14 protein-coding genes are annotated in these 13,948 nt (G+C 44.6%); 6 read left to right on the top strand and 8 right to left on the bottom strand.

What is annotated here, in order from left to right; all coding sequences use genetic code 11:
- The first annotated feature begins 14 nt into the window (after positions 1 to 14).
- The 3 genes from G3W54_RS09435 (at position 15) to G3W54_RS09445 (ending at position 3,639) form a co-directional block, all read left to right on the top strand.
- Positions 15 to 971, top strand: a complete 957-nt coding sequence (locus G3W54_RS09435; protein WP_162652812.1) for a glycine betaine ABC transporter substrate-binding protein — start codon at positions 15 to 17, stop codon at positions 969 to 971.
- Positions 972 to 1,039: 68 nt separating this feature from the next.
- Positions 1,040 to 2,101 (top strand): glycine betaine/L-proline ABC transporter ATP-binding protein, encoded by a 1,062-nt coding sequence (locus tag G3W54_RS09440; protein WP_162652813.1) that lies wholly within the window; start codon positions 1,040 to 1,042, stop codon positions 2,099 to 2,101.
- Complete coding sequence (locus tag G3W54_RS09445; RefSeq protein ID WP_197742815.1) at positions 2,101 to 3,639, top strand: ABC transporter permease subunit; 1,539 nt, start codon at positions 2,101 to 2,103, stop codon at positions 3,637 to 3,639. Before G3W54_RS09440 ends, G3W54_RS09445 begins: the two co-directional genes overlap by 1 nt.
- 100 nt (positions 3,640 to 3,739) lie before the next feature.
- Here the strand turns inward: G3W54_RS09445 and G3W54_RS09450 are convergent, their stop codons facing one another.
- Complete coding sequence (locus tag G3W54_RS09450) at positions 3,740 to 5,029, bottom strand: cytochrome c peroxidase (RefSeq protein ID WP_197742816.1); 1,290 nt, start codon at positions 5,027 to 5,029, stop codon at positions 3,740 to 3,742.
- Between the two features lie 12 nt (positions 5,030 to 5,041).
- Here G3W54_RS09450 and G3W54_RS09455 point away from each other — a divergent pair, with 12 nt between their 5' ends.
- On the top strand, positions 5,042 to 5,527 hold the full coding sequence (locus G3W54_RS09455) for a tetratricopeptide repeat protein (protein ID WP_244627868.1): 486 nt from the start codon (positions 5,042 to 5,044) through the stop codon (positions 5,525 to 5,527).
- Between the two features lie 121 nt (positions 5,528 to 5,648).
- Here the strand turns inward: G3W54_RS09455 and dctP are convergent, their stop codons facing one another.
- The 5 genes from dctP to G3W54_RS09480 all read right to left on the bottom strand — a co-directional run bounded on the left by dctP (position 5,649) and on the right by G3W54_RS09480 (position 10,811).
- The gene (dctP, locus tag G3W54_RS09460; RefSeq protein ID WP_162652815.1) at positions 5,649 to 6,716 is read right to left on the bottom strand and encodes a TRAP transporter substrate-binding protein DctP; all 1,068 of its coding nucleotides are present in this window, start codon (positions 6,714 to 6,716) and stop codon (positions 5,649 to 5,651) included.
- An 85-nt stretch (positions 6,717 to 6,801) separates the two neighbouring features.
- The gene (locus G3W54_RS09465; RefSeq protein WP_162652816.1) at positions 6,802 to 8,328 is read right to left on the bottom strand and encodes a TRAP transporter large permease; all 1,527 of its coding nucleotides are present in this window, start codon (positions 8,326 to 8,328) and stop codon (positions 6,802 to 6,804) included.
- 2 nt (positions 8,329 to 8,330) lie between these two features.
- Positions 8,331 to 8,933 (bottom strand): TRAP transporter small permease subunit, encoded by a 603-nt coding sequence (locus tag G3W54_RS09470; RefSeq protein ID WP_162652817.1) that lies wholly within the window; start codon positions 8,931 to 8,933, stop codon positions 8,331 to 8,333.
- A gap of 48 nt (positions 8,934 to 8,981) precedes the next feature.
- Positions 8,982 to 9,581 (bottom strand): flavin reductase family protein, encoded by a 600-nt coding sequence (locus G3W54_RS09475; RefSeq protein WP_162652818.1) that lies wholly within the window; start codon positions 9,579 to 9,581, stop codon positions 8,982 to 8,984.
- A gap of 72 nt (positions 9,582 to 9,653) precedes the next feature.
- Complete coding sequence (locus G3W54_RS09480) at positions 9,654 to 10,811, bottom strand: LLM class flavin-dependent oxidoreductase (protein ID WP_162652819.1); 1,158 nt, start codon at positions 10,809 to 10,811, stop codon at positions 9,654 to 9,656.
- 144 nt (positions 10,812 to 10,955) lie between these two features.
- On the opposite strand from G3W54_RS09480, the gene G3W54_RS09485 reads away from it, so the two are divergent.
- Both G3W54_RS09485 and G3W54_RS09490 read left to right on the top strand, forming a co-directional pair.
- Positions 10,956 to 11,630, top strand: a complete 675-nt coding sequence (locus tag G3W54_RS09485; RefSeq protein WP_197742855.1) for a GntR family transcriptional regulator — start codon at positions 10,956 to 10,958, stop codon at positions 11,628 to 11,630.
- A 16-nt stretch (positions 11,631 to 11,646) separates the two neighbouring features.
- On the top strand, positions 11,647 to 12,771 hold the full coding sequence (locus tag G3W54_RS09490) for a Gfo/Idh/MocA family oxidoreductase (protein ID WP_162652821.1): 1,125 nt from the start codon (positions 11,647 to 11,649) through the stop codon (positions 12,769 to 12,771).
- A gap of 221 nt (positions 12,772 to 12,992) precedes the next feature.
- On the opposite strand, the gene G3W54_RS09495 is transcribed toward G3W54_RS09490, so the two are convergent.
- Both G3W54_RS09495 and G3W54_RS09500 read right to left on the bottom strand, forming a co-directional pair.
- The gene (locus G3W54_RS09495) at positions 12,993 to 13,457 is read right to left on the bottom strand and encodes a hypothetical protein (RefSeq protein WP_162652822.1); all 465 of its coding nucleotides are present in this window, start codon (positions 13,455 to 13,457) and stop codon (positions 12,993 to 12,995) included.
- Entirely contained in the window at positions 13,457 to 13,927 is a 471-nt protein-coding gene (locus G3W54_RS09500; RefSeq protein ID WP_162652823.1) for a pseudoazurin, read from the bottom strand. Before G3W54_RS09500 ends, G3W54_RS09495 begins: the two co-directional genes overlap by 1 nt.
- Positions 13,928 to 13,948 lie beyond the last annotated feature (21 nt).

A 13,948-nucleotide genomic window follows, 5' to 3' on the forward strand; every position in this document is an offset into this window, starting at 1 on the left:
AAGGGAACTATAAAATGAAAAAAACTATTATTGGCGCAGTGGCAGCACTTGCAATGTCATCAACTGCTTTGATGGCGGAAACCGTTAAAATTGGTGCACCTGCTTGGACCGGCGCGCAGGCAATTGCTCACCTCATTCAGGAAGTTGTAACAAGTAAAATGGGTAGTGAGGCGGAGCTGGTCCCAGGCGACAATGCTGCAATTTTTGCTGCAATGGACGCTGGGAAAGGTGATATTGATGTCCATCCAGACGTTTGGTTGCCCAACCAAAAAAGCTTCACTGATAAATATGTTGACGGCACAGGTAACGTCGCACTTTCTGAAAATGCCTATGAAGGAAAACAGAGCTTTTGTGTTTCAAAAGATTTCTCTGAAAAAAATGGTGTCACATCTATCTTTGATCTAGCACGTCCAGAAATTGCAAAACTTATGGATGCTGATGGCAATGGTAAGGGTGAAATATGGGTAGGCGCTCCGGGCTGGGCATCTGCAAATGTCAATCAAGTTAAAGTACGCGACTACGGTCTACTGCCGTTCATGGATGCTGTTCGTGCTGATCAGTCGGTTATGACCGCAACAGTTGGCGATTCCATCAAAAAAGGTATTGGTTATGCGTTCTACTGCTATTCACCACATGCCATCTGGTTCCAGCACGATGTCGTGAGACTTGAAGAACCTGCTTTTGATGCCGCAAAATATAAGGCTTTACAGCCTTCCGAAGATCCGAACTGGTATGAAAATTCAAAAGTCATGACCGAAGATGCTTTGAAACAAGTGCAAATTGCCTATTCAAAATCTTTATCATCACGTTCACCGGCAATCACCGAATTGCTCAAAAACATGAAATTGACAAGTGAAGATGTATCCAGTTTTGCTTTTGAAATTGAAGGTGGAAAATCAGCGAGTGACGTTGCCAAAAAATGGGTCGCGGAAAATTCTGACCGCGTTGATGGCTGGCTTGGGCTAAATTAGTCCACACTCGACATGGTGCCCACAATGTTGGGCACCAATTCCCGTTTATATAACACCTCAGGATCGACATGAAACAGCAAGGCTATTCTATCGAGATATCAGGCGTTTGGAAAATTTTCGGCAAAAATGCCGAAAACGCTCTAAAAGATATCAAGAATGAAGGATTTACGAAGAAGCAAGTCCTCGAAAAACACGGATGTGTCGTCGGCGTAGCCGATGCGAACATGAGCATCAATCCCGGTGAAATATTCTGTGTCATGGGCCTTTCCGGTAGTGGGAAGTCAACATTGGTCCGACATATTAATCGCCTTCTTGAACCCACAGCTGGTCAAATTCTCGTCAATGGCGAAGACATAATGGCCATGCCCCCTGATCTGTTGCGACAATATCGAAACGAGCACATCTCCATGGTGTTTCAAAACTTTGGATTGATGCCGCATCGTTCTGTTCTGGATAACGTCGCTATGCCGCTCGAAATTCGCGGCATTAACAAGAATGAGCGCAATGAAATTGCAGAACGCACCATTGATATGGTTGAATTAACCGGATGGGGAAACAAATTTGCCCATGAACTATCAGGCGGGATGCAACAACGGGTAGGCCTTGCAAGAGCACTTGCTGCGGATCCTAAAATATTACTTATGGATGAACCATTCAGTGCGCTGGATCCACTAATCCGCAGACAATTGCAAAACGAGTTTATGAAGCTCGCCTCTCAAATGAATAAGACAACTGTGTTTATCACACACGATTTAGATGAGGCCGTTCGGATTGGTGACAGGATTGCAATTATGCGCGATGGCCGCGTCGTTCAAATCGGAACACCGGAAGACATCGTCTTAAACCCAGCAGATGAATATGTTTCTGATTTCGTTGCCGGAATATCACGATTAAAGGTGGTAAAAGCTCATACTGTCATGCAACCCTTAGCTCAATACGAACAAGATAATGGCAAGCTCTCAAAATCCAGCCATTCATTCCCACTGGATGCATCGCTCAGTGTGCTGATTGAACATGCCATTGAGCACAAAGAGCCTATGGCAATTACTGACGCAGATGGAAAGATACAGGGCGTGATTGATCAAAGTGATTTATTACGAACAGTTATTGAAGGTACGGAGACATCATAATGGTTATGGATTCAGTGATCGAAGACAAAAGCGCACAAGAGCTCGCTGCTGATCGTGCAGAGAACCGCGATGAGTTGCTCCGAGAATTTGTACAAAGTAGTCCGGATTATTACAGCAAAAACTTTGCTAAAATTGGAGCATCAGCTTCATTTACCTACACCTTCAACTGGATGGCAGCTCTTCTTGGGCCAATCTGGTATGGCATGCGGGGAATTTGGAACTGGGGCCTACCATTTGTCATTGTAGAAACATTTGCCCTCATTCAGATCGCGCGCGGTACTTTCGGTGATTTAAGCGCAGGTGCACGAGAAAGAATATCGCAAATCGAGGGAACTTTAGATTTTCGAAATCAACAGTTGGAAGCCGCGATTAATAAGGGTGCTGACAACGTTGATGTTTTCAAGCGTGCGATTGCTTCATTGGAACAAGCCATCGTAGACATTAATACCGAAATACTCGTTGCCGAACAAAATGCCGTCTGGATCGCCCTATTTGGCCTAACATTGCTATTGATCACCAAATTTTTCGAAGGAATTATTGCGAACGCCGCATTAGAAGGTCGGTTCTCCATCTGGCTTTCTGATCGAACCATAAAAGCTGGTCTAAATCCATTTCGAACGATAACTAGCTCCGTTTTTGTGTTACTTATCTTCGCTGTCAGTATCGTTCATTTTGCCTTCCCGGGCATAATGCCTTGGCTTGCGGATTTCCCAACGGACGTGAATATTCGCCTAACTGCAATTAAAGTTGTTGAGCAATTATTCGAGTTTATTCGATCTTCAGGACAATGGTTATTCGATTTTGTAAGCTATGGAATTCGCGTCGTTCTTGATGGTCTCGAAGTTCTGTTCGTTGAAACGCCATGGCCAGTTATCGCAAGTATCATTATCCTCTTAACATGGCTTTCTGCGGGCATTGCAGGAGCAGTCGCTTCATCCGCATTCTTAGCGTATATGGGTCTGTTTGGGTTCTGGGAAAAGGCTATGACAACCTTGGCTCTTTTAGGAACAGCAGCATGTATATCCATTGCACTTGGTGTGCCATTAGGCCTGTTCTGTGCAAGGCGTCCTAGATTTTATGCAATCATCAGACCCATCATGGATTTCATGCAAACCATGCCGTCATTTGTCTTCATGATCCCTGTCATTGCTTTCTTCAGCGTCGGCAAACCTGCTGCGGTCATTACAACAATGATCTTTGGTGGCACCCCGGTTGTCCGTCTTACCGTTCTTGGAATGCGGGGTGTGCCAGAGGCTGTTCGGGAGGCCGCAATAGCCTATGGTGCATCCAAATGGTATTTGCTTACTAAGGTCGATTTGCCGCTCGCAGCACCATCGATCCTAGCTGGCATCAATCAGACCATCATGCTCAGCCTAGCCATGGTTGTTGTTGCCTCATTGATTGGCGCAAAGGGATTGGGCGAAGATGTTCTTGAAGCCCTACAATACTCTTCCGTTGGGCAAGGAATATTGGCAGGTTTTGCAATTCTCTTCTGCGCAATGATTTTGAACAGAATTGTTCAAGGTCAACGCGATTAGATCAGCATTCAACGCATAGATCTCGAACCTCGATGGTAACGTTGATCTATGCGTTGTTTACATAGCGCTCTTAGAATTTAACAAACATTACATGATTGGATTAATCTAAATCCAGACCACTCGGAACAGCTTTCGGAATCCCAAATGGCGTTGCATCAACTGTTTTACCCGTCAATCCATTGAGAAATGCAACCAATTCACCAATTTCATTATCACTCAGATTGATTACGTCTGTATCACGCACATCCGATTGTCGCTTCATTTCCCGATAATCGTCCTGTATCGCGAAATCTACAGATTGGATCCATGGTGCAGTTGGTAATTTGACCAAAGCTCGCGACCACATCGGGGTTTCTTCCACATGTGCACGAACTATGCCTTCAAGTGTCGGATAGGCACCATTGTGGCCATAAGGAGCAGTCAACGCAACATTGCGCAACATTGGTGTGCGAAAACGATATGCATCTTCCAACAAATCTGACTTTCCCATTCGCCCAACATCGCGGGGAATGGGATCAAACCGGCGCGTACGCCCCGGGCCGAATGCGGGCAATTGAAGCGCATGAAACTTCTGATCGCTTAAAAGCGCTCCAGAATGACAATCCACACAATTTGCCTTACCAAAAAACAAATCCATGCCGCTTTTCTGTTCGGGCGTCAGCGCGAGCTGGTTCCCGCCTAAAAAGTCATCGTAAGGGCTATCAAAACTTTGCCATTCAGTACCCATGAAAGCCGCCAACGCATTTGCAATATCGACAATAGTAATTTGATCGGCACGCTCTATATGGTCAAATGCTTGAACAAAAGCTTTGCCATATTCCGGTATGATGCGAACGCGTTTAGCTAGTAACGGCCAGGCTGCATCAATTCGATCATGAACAGCACCGGCAATTTCATTTTCTTTTGGATTGCCCGCCATTTCAAATTGCGCAACAAGTGGAAAAACAGCTTGGGCGGCCAACAGCGAATTAAACCCCTTAGGCAACCATTCCTCCGCAGGACTATCAAAACCATTCTCATAGCGCTCGCTTATACTAAGGCGTCCATCATGAAACATGGTATGGATAGACTTCGCGCCTAAATTCCAAAGTGCTGGGGCATTTCGAGGGATACGCTTTTTTATGCGATTATCGCCCATCCCCGTTGTCCGTTCAGGACCAAGACCTTTACCGCCCTCACCTACGCCCAAAGGCAATCCGTCCGCTGTACCAAAATCTGGATGATGACAAGTTGAACAAGCAATATTTCTATTGCCAGATAAGATTTTATCATAGAATAACAACTGGCCAATTGCGGCTTGCTGACGATCAAATTTTATGAAATCTTGTGAACCTAATTGAGCTGGAACTTCTGCAGTCGCGGAACTAAGAAAACTAACCAGAGCGCCCAACAGGAGACCCGATTGAAAAATAAATTTGCTACATTTGCGTTTGTATCTGCACTTTTTATGAGCCAGCCCGTTTTTGCCGGACTTGAAGAAGGTCGCGACTTTATGGAGAAAAACGACTTCAAAGCCGCGATGGAAGAGTTTTTGCCGCTGGCACGCTCCGGCAATGCAGACGCAGAAGAATTGATAGGCGTTTTGTATGCGCTGGGCTTGGGCGTTGAACGCGATGATGAGCGGGCGTTTGAATGGTATTTGCGTGCATCTCTTAAAGGGCATCCAGGGGCGCAAAGCGGCATTGGTTGGTATTATGAAGTCGGTCGCGGCATGCCGGCACCCGACCTTACCCGCGCTTATATGTGGTACGTTCTCTCGGCCATCGGCGGTGATCCTGATGCTGCGATATCGCAAGAAGAAGTGGTAAAAAAAATGACCAAGGAACAAATTGATAAAGCCCATATTTTAATCGATGATTACAAAGTTTGGTTATATCCATTTAGATAATTCAGTGTATCACTGCGTTATTTAATTTACGCTACTTTATGAAAAGAAAGATACTTTTCGTCAACAAGACGGACGAAAAAGCCCCGCGAAAATCGCGAGGCCAGTGTTATGTTTGACCTTCTTAGTTGAGGTCTTTCATATTCGCTTCTTTAATTGAAGCTTCTGCATCGGCAACAGCAGATGTTAGCGCATTGAAGACTTCTTCGCCGCCTTTTACATTTGTCTTAAACCAGTCATATACTGGTGACGCCGCTGCCTTAAAGGCTGCTTTTTCTTCCGGTGTTGGCACATACAGGTCACCACCACCTGCAACAAATGCTTCGTAAGCTGCAATTGATTTACGCTTAGGAGATGCAAACGTTGCTTGCTGAAGAGCAGAGAAACCATCGATAACAACTTGACGAAGATCTTCAGGCATCGACTTAAATTTGTCGTTGCTCATCCACCAAAGAGCACCCATGTAAGCATGACCATCTAATGTCACGTACTGAAGACCAGCATCCGGGAACTTCATGCCCATAATGTCTGTGATACCATTTTTTGAACCTTCAACTACACCAGTTTGGAACGATGTGAAAAGCTCTGGCCACGGGATAGGCGTAGGCGCAGCACCGAGCGCTTTAACCAACTCCTGAGGAAGATCGGCAACAACTGTGCGGATTTTTAGACCTTCCATGTCAGTAGGTGATTGAACACGACGTTTTGTATTCGCAAAATTACGCCAGCCACCAGTATTGCCAACAGTCATCAAACGAATTTTGTCTCCTGAATCAGCTAAAGCCATATCACGCACAGTGCGTGTGAAATCGCTCTGTAAGACAGCTTCGGCAACACGATCATTTGCCATTAGATATGGCAGATCCAATACTTGAACATATGGGAAGGCACCTGCAGCGCCACCAGATGTTGAGATGTATACATCAATCGTACCATCTGCGACACCTTGAAGACATTCAGCACCTTTTGAGCAAAGCTGAGTGCCAATGAAAAGCTCAACAGAGATTTTGCCGTTTGACGCTGCCTCAACATAGTTCTTGAAAACAACCAGACCATCATAATCTTCGTCATTTTCATTCGAATTTGCAGTCGCGCGGATGTTAATGTCTGCTGCAAATGACGAGACCGCTGTACCTGCAAAAAGACTCAGACCAAGGGCAGCAGCACCCAAACTGTTTAGAAGTTTATTCATATTTTTCCTCCAATTATCAAACCACCATGGTTCGTTATAGTAAACACATATAGCCCCATGAACAGGGATATAATTTTTCAAAAACCTAGAATATGGCCGCTAGCAACGGGCCCATAAGGTCTGCATCTTTCACAAATCCCAGCCATTTAGGTATTCCCAATGATATAATCGGGAAATATGTAATCAGGAAAATCACGAATACTTCTACAGCCAGAAAAGGTAGGATTGCGCGTGAAATTGTTTCCACTTTCACGCCTGAAACTGATGATGCAACGAACAATACCAACCCCATAGGCGGGGTGGCTAAACCAACGGTCAAGTTGACTGACATGATCATCGCAAAATGAACGGGATGAATTCCCATATTAATAAAGATCGGAGCCAGAATAGGCCCCAAAATAATAATTGCCGGCCCTGCATCCAAAAACATACCAACAATAAACAGAAGGATATTAATCAATAGCAAAAGGAACAGCGGGTCGCTCGTGATTGAAACAATAAACACCGCCAGATCTTCTGCAGCATGCGACAAGCTGACAACTGTCTTAAATGCCATCGCAGCACCAACCAACAATAGCACAACACCAGATGTAGTTGCAGAACGTACCAAAACACCTGGTAACTCATTGAATTTGAGTGTGCGCAATACAACTAAGCCAAGGATCGCTGCATAGGCAACCGCAAGCGCAGAAGCTTCCGTTGGCGTCGCTATACCGCCCAATATACCACCAAGAATAATAACTGGTGTTAACAGCGGCAGCACAGCTCGTTTTGTAACCGTTCGGAAATCTTGCGACATCATGCGTCGTTGAATTTGGACCAATACCTCACCCACCAACAGAGCAATAACAAAAGCAAGAGCGGTCGCTCCTCCAGACATCTCGTCACCAAAACTACCAAGTTTCGTTACCAACGGATAAAGCACAGCCGCCAGCATTAATCTTGCAAGAATGCGTGCTGCGATATTTTCAATTGGTGAAATAGTGACATTACGCAACACAACGCGTTTGGCCGCGGGATATTCATAATGATTTGCCATAACGCGTGTGACGATCATTAAACCCAAGCCAACCAAAATCCCTGGAATAATCCCACCAGCGAATAAGGCTGCAACGGAAACTTCCATGACATATGCATAAATAATCATAATACCTGATGGCGGAATAATCGGGCCAATAACTGACGATGCGGCAGTAATTGCTGCGGAAAACTTACGTGTGTATCCTTCTTTTTCCATGGCTGGAATAAGCATGGAACCCAGCGCAGACGTGTCCGCCACTGCTGACCCCGACATTCCGGCAAACAACATGGAAGACAAGATGTTAACCTGCGCCAAACCGCCGCGCACTGAACCAATAATCGCCTGGCAAAAACCCACCAAACGCTCGGTAATACCACCACGGTTCATCAGTTCGCCAGCGAGCATAAAGAATGGGATTGCCAGCAATACACCATTGTCCATACCATTAAAAATATTGCGATACATGAGTGCAACATCGCGCTCTTGACCATTGAAATATAATAGTAATCCCGGTGCCGCCAACATAGCAAAGAAAACAGGCACACCAACCAGTAGGAACAATAAAAATAGAGGGAGAAACAGTGCTAACATGATTACCCCCCTGCCATGATTGCTGGAGCTTGCAGCGTCGGGAACTCTTCCTCAGACCAAAGAAACTGCCCAACTTGGCGTAAGATTAACTCTGCCGATACAATCAGCATGACGACAAGTAAAACCGTCATAGCCAAATAAACATAAGCCGTTTTAAACTCGAGACTTGTCCCCAAAAGCTGGTTGATACCGCTATCTTGTAACAATCGGTTCAAGCCGGATGAATCAAACAACAGCGGGGCAGAGAAATGCGCCCAAGCGTGACTTAACATGACCGCTATCACCATCGTTGCAAGCACCAATATTGCAAACATGAGTAGAGCACGGATTTTCCTCGGCATCATGTCCGGCACCATTTCTATGGCTACAAACCCCGCGTAGCGATATGCAGAAGGCGCAACAAGAGCCATCATCCAGATCATCAGAGCACGTGCTGCTTCTTCTGGCCAAGGAAGCGCATTGTTTAATGCGTACCGGAAAAATATTTGAAGTAGAATACAAAAGACCATCAAGACCATCGCGATGCACGCGATGCTTCGACCAAAACTTAGTAGTTTGTCATTTATTCTACTTAAGATAGTCAGTAATACTGATAGTAGTTTCAAAATACCCTCCCCAGATTATTTTGAATTCCAGATTATGCTAAATCTCTCCTAGATCGTATCATTATCTGAAAATGTGCCGAACTTGCCGGCTGTAAAGATTAACGGTTGGCCTGCTCTTTGTGAAAAGCGAACAACTTTTCCTATAAGAATAGAATGATCACCTCCATCATGAACAGTCTCACGCTCACATTCAAACCGCGCTAAGACACGTTTTGCAAGCGGAACCGTACCCGATTTCATATCCCAGTCGTGCTTATCAAAACCATCTGCATGTTTTGCGAAGGATAAAGCCAAGTCTTTTTGGTCCTTTGCCAAAACATGAATTGCATAGTGAGAGGCATTCCTAAATGCCTCATATCGCCCAGATTTCTTAGCAACAGACCAAAGCACAAGTGCTGGATCAAGCGATACAGATGCAAAGGAATTAACGGTCATGCCAATCGGGCCTTGTTCTGTATTTGTTGTGATCAACGTAACGCCAGTACCAAAACACCCCAAAGCATCTCGGTAAGCTCGTTCAGTCTCCGGACTCGGTTTAATGTTTTCTGTCTGCAAAACGTGCACATTACTCAATATTGATGGATCAATATCTTGCTGATGATTATGTATATTCTCTGTACATTCATTTTCAATTTTCTGTACAAGCATTGCAACCCTTTCGTTCAAGCACGGTGGTGCTCAAAATTGGTATTTGATTTTTACATCGAACCACGTCATTCATTATCGACGAACTCCCTCAGCAAGTGGTGTTGAAGGTGCAGAAGCAGGAACACGATTATAGGCATGTGGCAGAGAACAAGTTTCAAGGTGTGGCAAAACAAGTTTGCCAAAATATTCTGCTTCATCAATATGAGGATAACCAGAGAAGATAAAAGCGCGCATGCCCATTTTCTTATATTCATCAATTTTAGATAAAACCTGATCAGCCGACCCTACTAACGCTGCGCCACAGCCAGAACGAGCACGACCAACACCTGTCCAAAGATTAGGTTCAATATAGCCAAACTCATCGGCAACATCGCGATTTTTTGATTGGTGTGAAACACCAAGAGAAGTTGCATCCAGCGCTCGCTCGCGGATCATGCGCCCATATTCGTCATCAAGCTTAGAGGTAATATATTCGGCATATTCATTGGCTTCTTGTTCAGTATCGCGAACAATCATATGAACACGCAATCCGTAATCTAATGTGCGATCATATTTCTCTGCGACAGCATTCACCGCCTTCATGCGGCCCGCAAGTTCATCCTGCTTTTCCGGCCACATAAGATAAACGTCACAATGTTCACCACAAAGATCCAATGCAGAAGGCGAATAGCCACCGAAATATAGAAGTGGGCCGCCATTTTGATAAGGTTTTACAGGATCAGTTGTAAGACCTTTAGAGAAGTCATAAATTTCACCTTTATAATTAATCTCATCTTGCGTCCACGCTTGCTTTAATATCTCGACAACTTCACGCGAACGCTGATAACGATACTGACTGTCTTCTTTCTGCCCGGGAAAATCAGAACTAATAATATTAACTGTCAGACGGCCCTCAAGCATGTGATCAAGCGTAGCAATCGTGCGCGCCAACATGATCGGTTGCATTTCACCACAACGAACAGCCGCAAGAAAATTGATATCCTTGGTGATTGGAGCGCAGCCAGCCACAAACGATAATGTATCCTGACCAACCTGATAGGATGAAGGGCAAAGAATATTTCTAAATCCTTGCGCCTCTGCAACTTTTACAATGTTGCTACAATGATCCCAACTCGAGCGTAAATTCCCGTCGGGAACGCCCAGAAACTGATAATCATCAGAGCAAAGCGCTGAAAACCACGACACTTCAGCTTCTTTTAAATCTGGCGATGAAATGGGTACGACTGTCATCGCAAACTCCGAAAAATAATTTTTACTATCAAGACATTATCATCTTGTTTGAAAAGTATCAATAGTGTATCAATTTTTTCAAATTAAAAAATGAAAGGGGGTCACATTTTGAAAACATTGAACTCAAGTCCAAACCAGCTCCCCATGTATGTTCAAATTAGCGAGCTATTAATAAGAGAGATCAGTGCCGGACGTCTTCTCGATGGAGAGCGCCTTCCGCCAGAGCGCGAACTTGCACAATCACTCAACACGACCGTCCGCACATTACGCAAAGCCCTTGCAATACTGGTTGATAAAAAACTTCTGGAACGCGTTCAAGGTTCTGGCAACTACATACGCCATAGCGACGAGGTCAACAGCATATACTCTATGTTCCGGCTTGAACTCCCTGAAGGAGGCGGCCTCCCTAAAGCAGATATTTTATCTGTTGGCGCGATGGAAAAACCATCCGATCTACCAGTATTTGGTACTGCAAACCATGCAACGAGAATACGCCGTTTGCGATATCTGGATCAGTCAATCATCGCCGTTGAAGAAATTTGGCTTGATGGAAACTCAGGCGAAATACCTGAAGATAAACTATCCGACTCTCTTTATGAATTTTACAAAAAACAACTGGGGTTTTGGATCAACCGAGCAGAAGACAGGGTTAGCATAGCTCAGGTCCCTGCATGGAGCCCATCCAAATTTGGTAAAAAACCCGGAGAAATTTGTGGTTTCATTGAAAGGTTCAGCTGGGCAAACGATCCTGAACCTATCGAATATTCAAGAACTTGGTTTGATACCGATCAATCAGTTTACATCGCACGTCTAAAATAGGGAAACAATAAGAAGAATGTCAAAAATTACCAAGTACGGAGTAATCGGTGGCGGTATGATGGGTCAGGAGCACCTCAGAAATATTGCATTATTGCCAGACACGAAAGTCATAGGATTATTTGAACCAGACGAATGCATGGCGAAAAAAGCCACAGAATTTGCACCTGACGCAACACTTTGCAATAGTATTGAAGACCTATTGGCACTGAGCGAACTTGATTGCTTGGTTATTGTTAGCCCAAACCACATTCACTTAGAGCAATTGGAAACAATCGCTGAAACTCGCCCATTGCCCATATTAGTTGAAAAGCCCTTATTTACAGACCCAAAAACATTTGGAAGAGTTCTTAGGTTTCAAGAAAACTATCCAGCGCCTATCTGGGTGGCAATGGAATATCGTTACATGCCCCCCATTACCGCACTTTGTAGCTCTCTTCACAATGCAATTGGCGATGTGAAAATGTTGACAATCCGTGAGCATCGTTTCCCATTTCTTCCAAAGGTTGGTGATTGGAATCGATTTAACGCGATGTCCGGCGGAACATTTGTCGAAAAATGTTGTCATTTTTTTGATTTAATGCGCCTAATCACCAAGTCAGAACCCACACGCATCGTCGCAAGCGCAGGTCAGGATGTAAATCATCTAGATGAGAACTACAGCAATGGTAAACCCGATGTATTAGACAATGGTTATGTCATTGTGGAGTTTGAAAATGGTATACGATCCATGCTTGAACTGTGCATGTTTGCAGAAGGGTCTCGCTACCAAGAAGAAGTCAGTGTGATCGGACCGGACGGGAAAATTGAAGCTCATGTTCCCGGACCTGCCAGATTTTGGCCTGACCATCTTGGATCGCCTCCGGTGCCAAAGGTTGTTATCAGCAAAAGAGAACCAAAGGGACCTGAAACCCAGCAAATCCCGGTAGACCCTACACTACTGGACGCAGGTGATCATAATGGCTCCACATTTTATCAACATGAGGGTTTTTTAGAGCTGGTCCGCGGCAATCGAAACGAAGCAGATGTTACGTTAGAAGATGGTTGGAAAGCAGTTGTCATGGGTATGGCCGCTCAAAAAAGTGCAGCTTCCGGACATTCTGTCATATGGAGCGAATTCATGGAGGAGCTTTCCAATTGTTAATGTGCGGCAAAACGAGTGCCTTGTTTATCACTGCGCTGATATGCTCAAACAGATGATAATAATCGCGTACTGAAAACCGGACCCTTGTTCCAGAACAAGACTATTAATTAATCATCGCATTCGACTAGAAGGTGCTATAGGATGGAACTGCTCGATAAGACTTTGAGCAGTTCATCTAGGCTGGAGTAAATTTTCATAAAAATTATTCGCAAATAAGTTTATCAATCATCAAAAACAGCATCTTTTTCTGCTGACGAGTTATAAATATCCTTGATAGCTTTTAACGTAGCCCCTGTCTCAAATCCGTCACACAAAATAAGAGCTTCCATCTGAGCGCTAGCCATATCACCCGATCCTACAAAACGGATTGCTCTCATAAGGTGGCGTTCATGATCGGACAAATTTACAGCACAGTTTTCGCAGCATGGATTTACAAAACGGAAAACAGCTCGCCGAGATGAACGTACGGCCTGTAAAATACGTAACAATCCATACGCCGCATATGCTCCATTCGCTTCGCCATAAACTGTTATGGATATCTCAAAAGCTCGCTCCCAGTGTGGTTGCGTTGCATCCGTGTAAGCGAGAAGAAATTGCCTGAATATTGCAAGCATCATTTCCTCATGAAAATCTAAACCGGATTCTGAAATTGATATGTCGCTTGACTTCGCTTTATGATTATTCATCACCGCCCCTGGTTAACCGCCGCGGTATCCACCTGTTTGAACAAAGCACTGAAAGCTTTCCTAGCGCCGCCTCTCTGTCGCACATTCTTTGCCTCTTCATAATTCACCTGATAATCACCGACTAAAATCAAACCGACCATTCCCATATGTAAATGCGGAATACAGATATATCCGTATGTACCATCGTGATCGAAAGTAATCTCCAACTCCTCATCGAGCCTGCTGTTCCAAGGCATTCCTCCTTCGGGCAACATTCCCTTTTTGGAAGCACTATTGTGGCCTTTATCAATTGCGACAAATTTCACACTGTCACCTTTTCCAATACGAAGTATAGGGGGATTAAACAGGTTGATATTATTGGGGTCACTGGGGTCAGTATTTCGCATCTCAACAAGATGGGTTTCTGCAACCGAGCAGAATGTTGCTGATAATAAAATCCCAATCACCAGCACGATTTTCTTAAATCTCATTGCACTTAATCCTTTGAATTC

Source organism: Lentilitoribacter sp. Alg239-R112, from assembly GCF_900537175.1.
Taxonomy (GTDB): Bacteria; Pseudomonadota; Alphaproteobacteria; order Rhizobiales; family Rhizobiaceae; genus Lentilitoribacter.

Coding starts and splice junctions, on each gene's coding strand:
- G3W54_RS09435 (WP_162652812.1), top strand. CDS start 15: ATGAAAAAAACTATTATTGGCGCAGTGGCAGCACTTGCAATGTCATCA.
- G3W54_RS09440 (WP_162652813.1), top strand. CDS start 1,040: ATGAAACAGCAAGGCTATTCTATCGAGATATCAGGCGTTTGGAAAATT.
- G3W54_RS09445 (WP_197742815.1), top strand. CDS start 2,101: ATGGTTATGGATTCAGTGATCGAAGACAAAAGCGCACAAGAGCTCGCT.
- dctP (WP_162652815.1), bottom strand. CDS start 6,716: ATGAATAAACTTCTAAACAGTTTGGGTGCTGCTGCCCTTGGTCTGAGT.
- G3W54_RS09465 (WP_162652816.1), bottom strand. CDS start 8,328: ATGTTAGCACTGTTTCTCCCTCTATTTTTATTGTTCCTACTGGTTGGT.
- G3W54_RS09475 (WP_162652818.1), bottom strand. CDS start 9,581: ATGCTTGTACAGAAAATTGAAAATGAATGTACAGAGAATATACATAAT.
- G3W54_RS09480 (WP_162652819.1), bottom strand. CDS start 10,811: ATGACAGTCGTACCCATTTCATCGCCAGATTTAAAAGAAGCTGAAGTG.
- G3W54_RS09485 (WP_197742855.1), top strand. CDS start 10,956: ATGTATGTTCAAATTAGCGAGCTATTAATAAGAGAGATCAGTGCCGGA.
- G3W54_RS09490 (WP_162652821.1), top strand. CDS start 11,647: ATGTCAAAAATTACCAAGTACGGAGTAATCGGTGGCGGTATGATGGGT.
- G3W54_RS09495 (WP_162652822.1), bottom strand. CDS start 13,457: ATGAATAATCATAAAGCGAAGTCAAGCGACATATCAATTTCAGAATCC.
- G3W54_RS09500 (WP_162652823.1), bottom strand. CDS start 13,927: ATGAGATTTAAGAAAATCGTGCTGGTGATTGGGATTTTATTATCAGCA.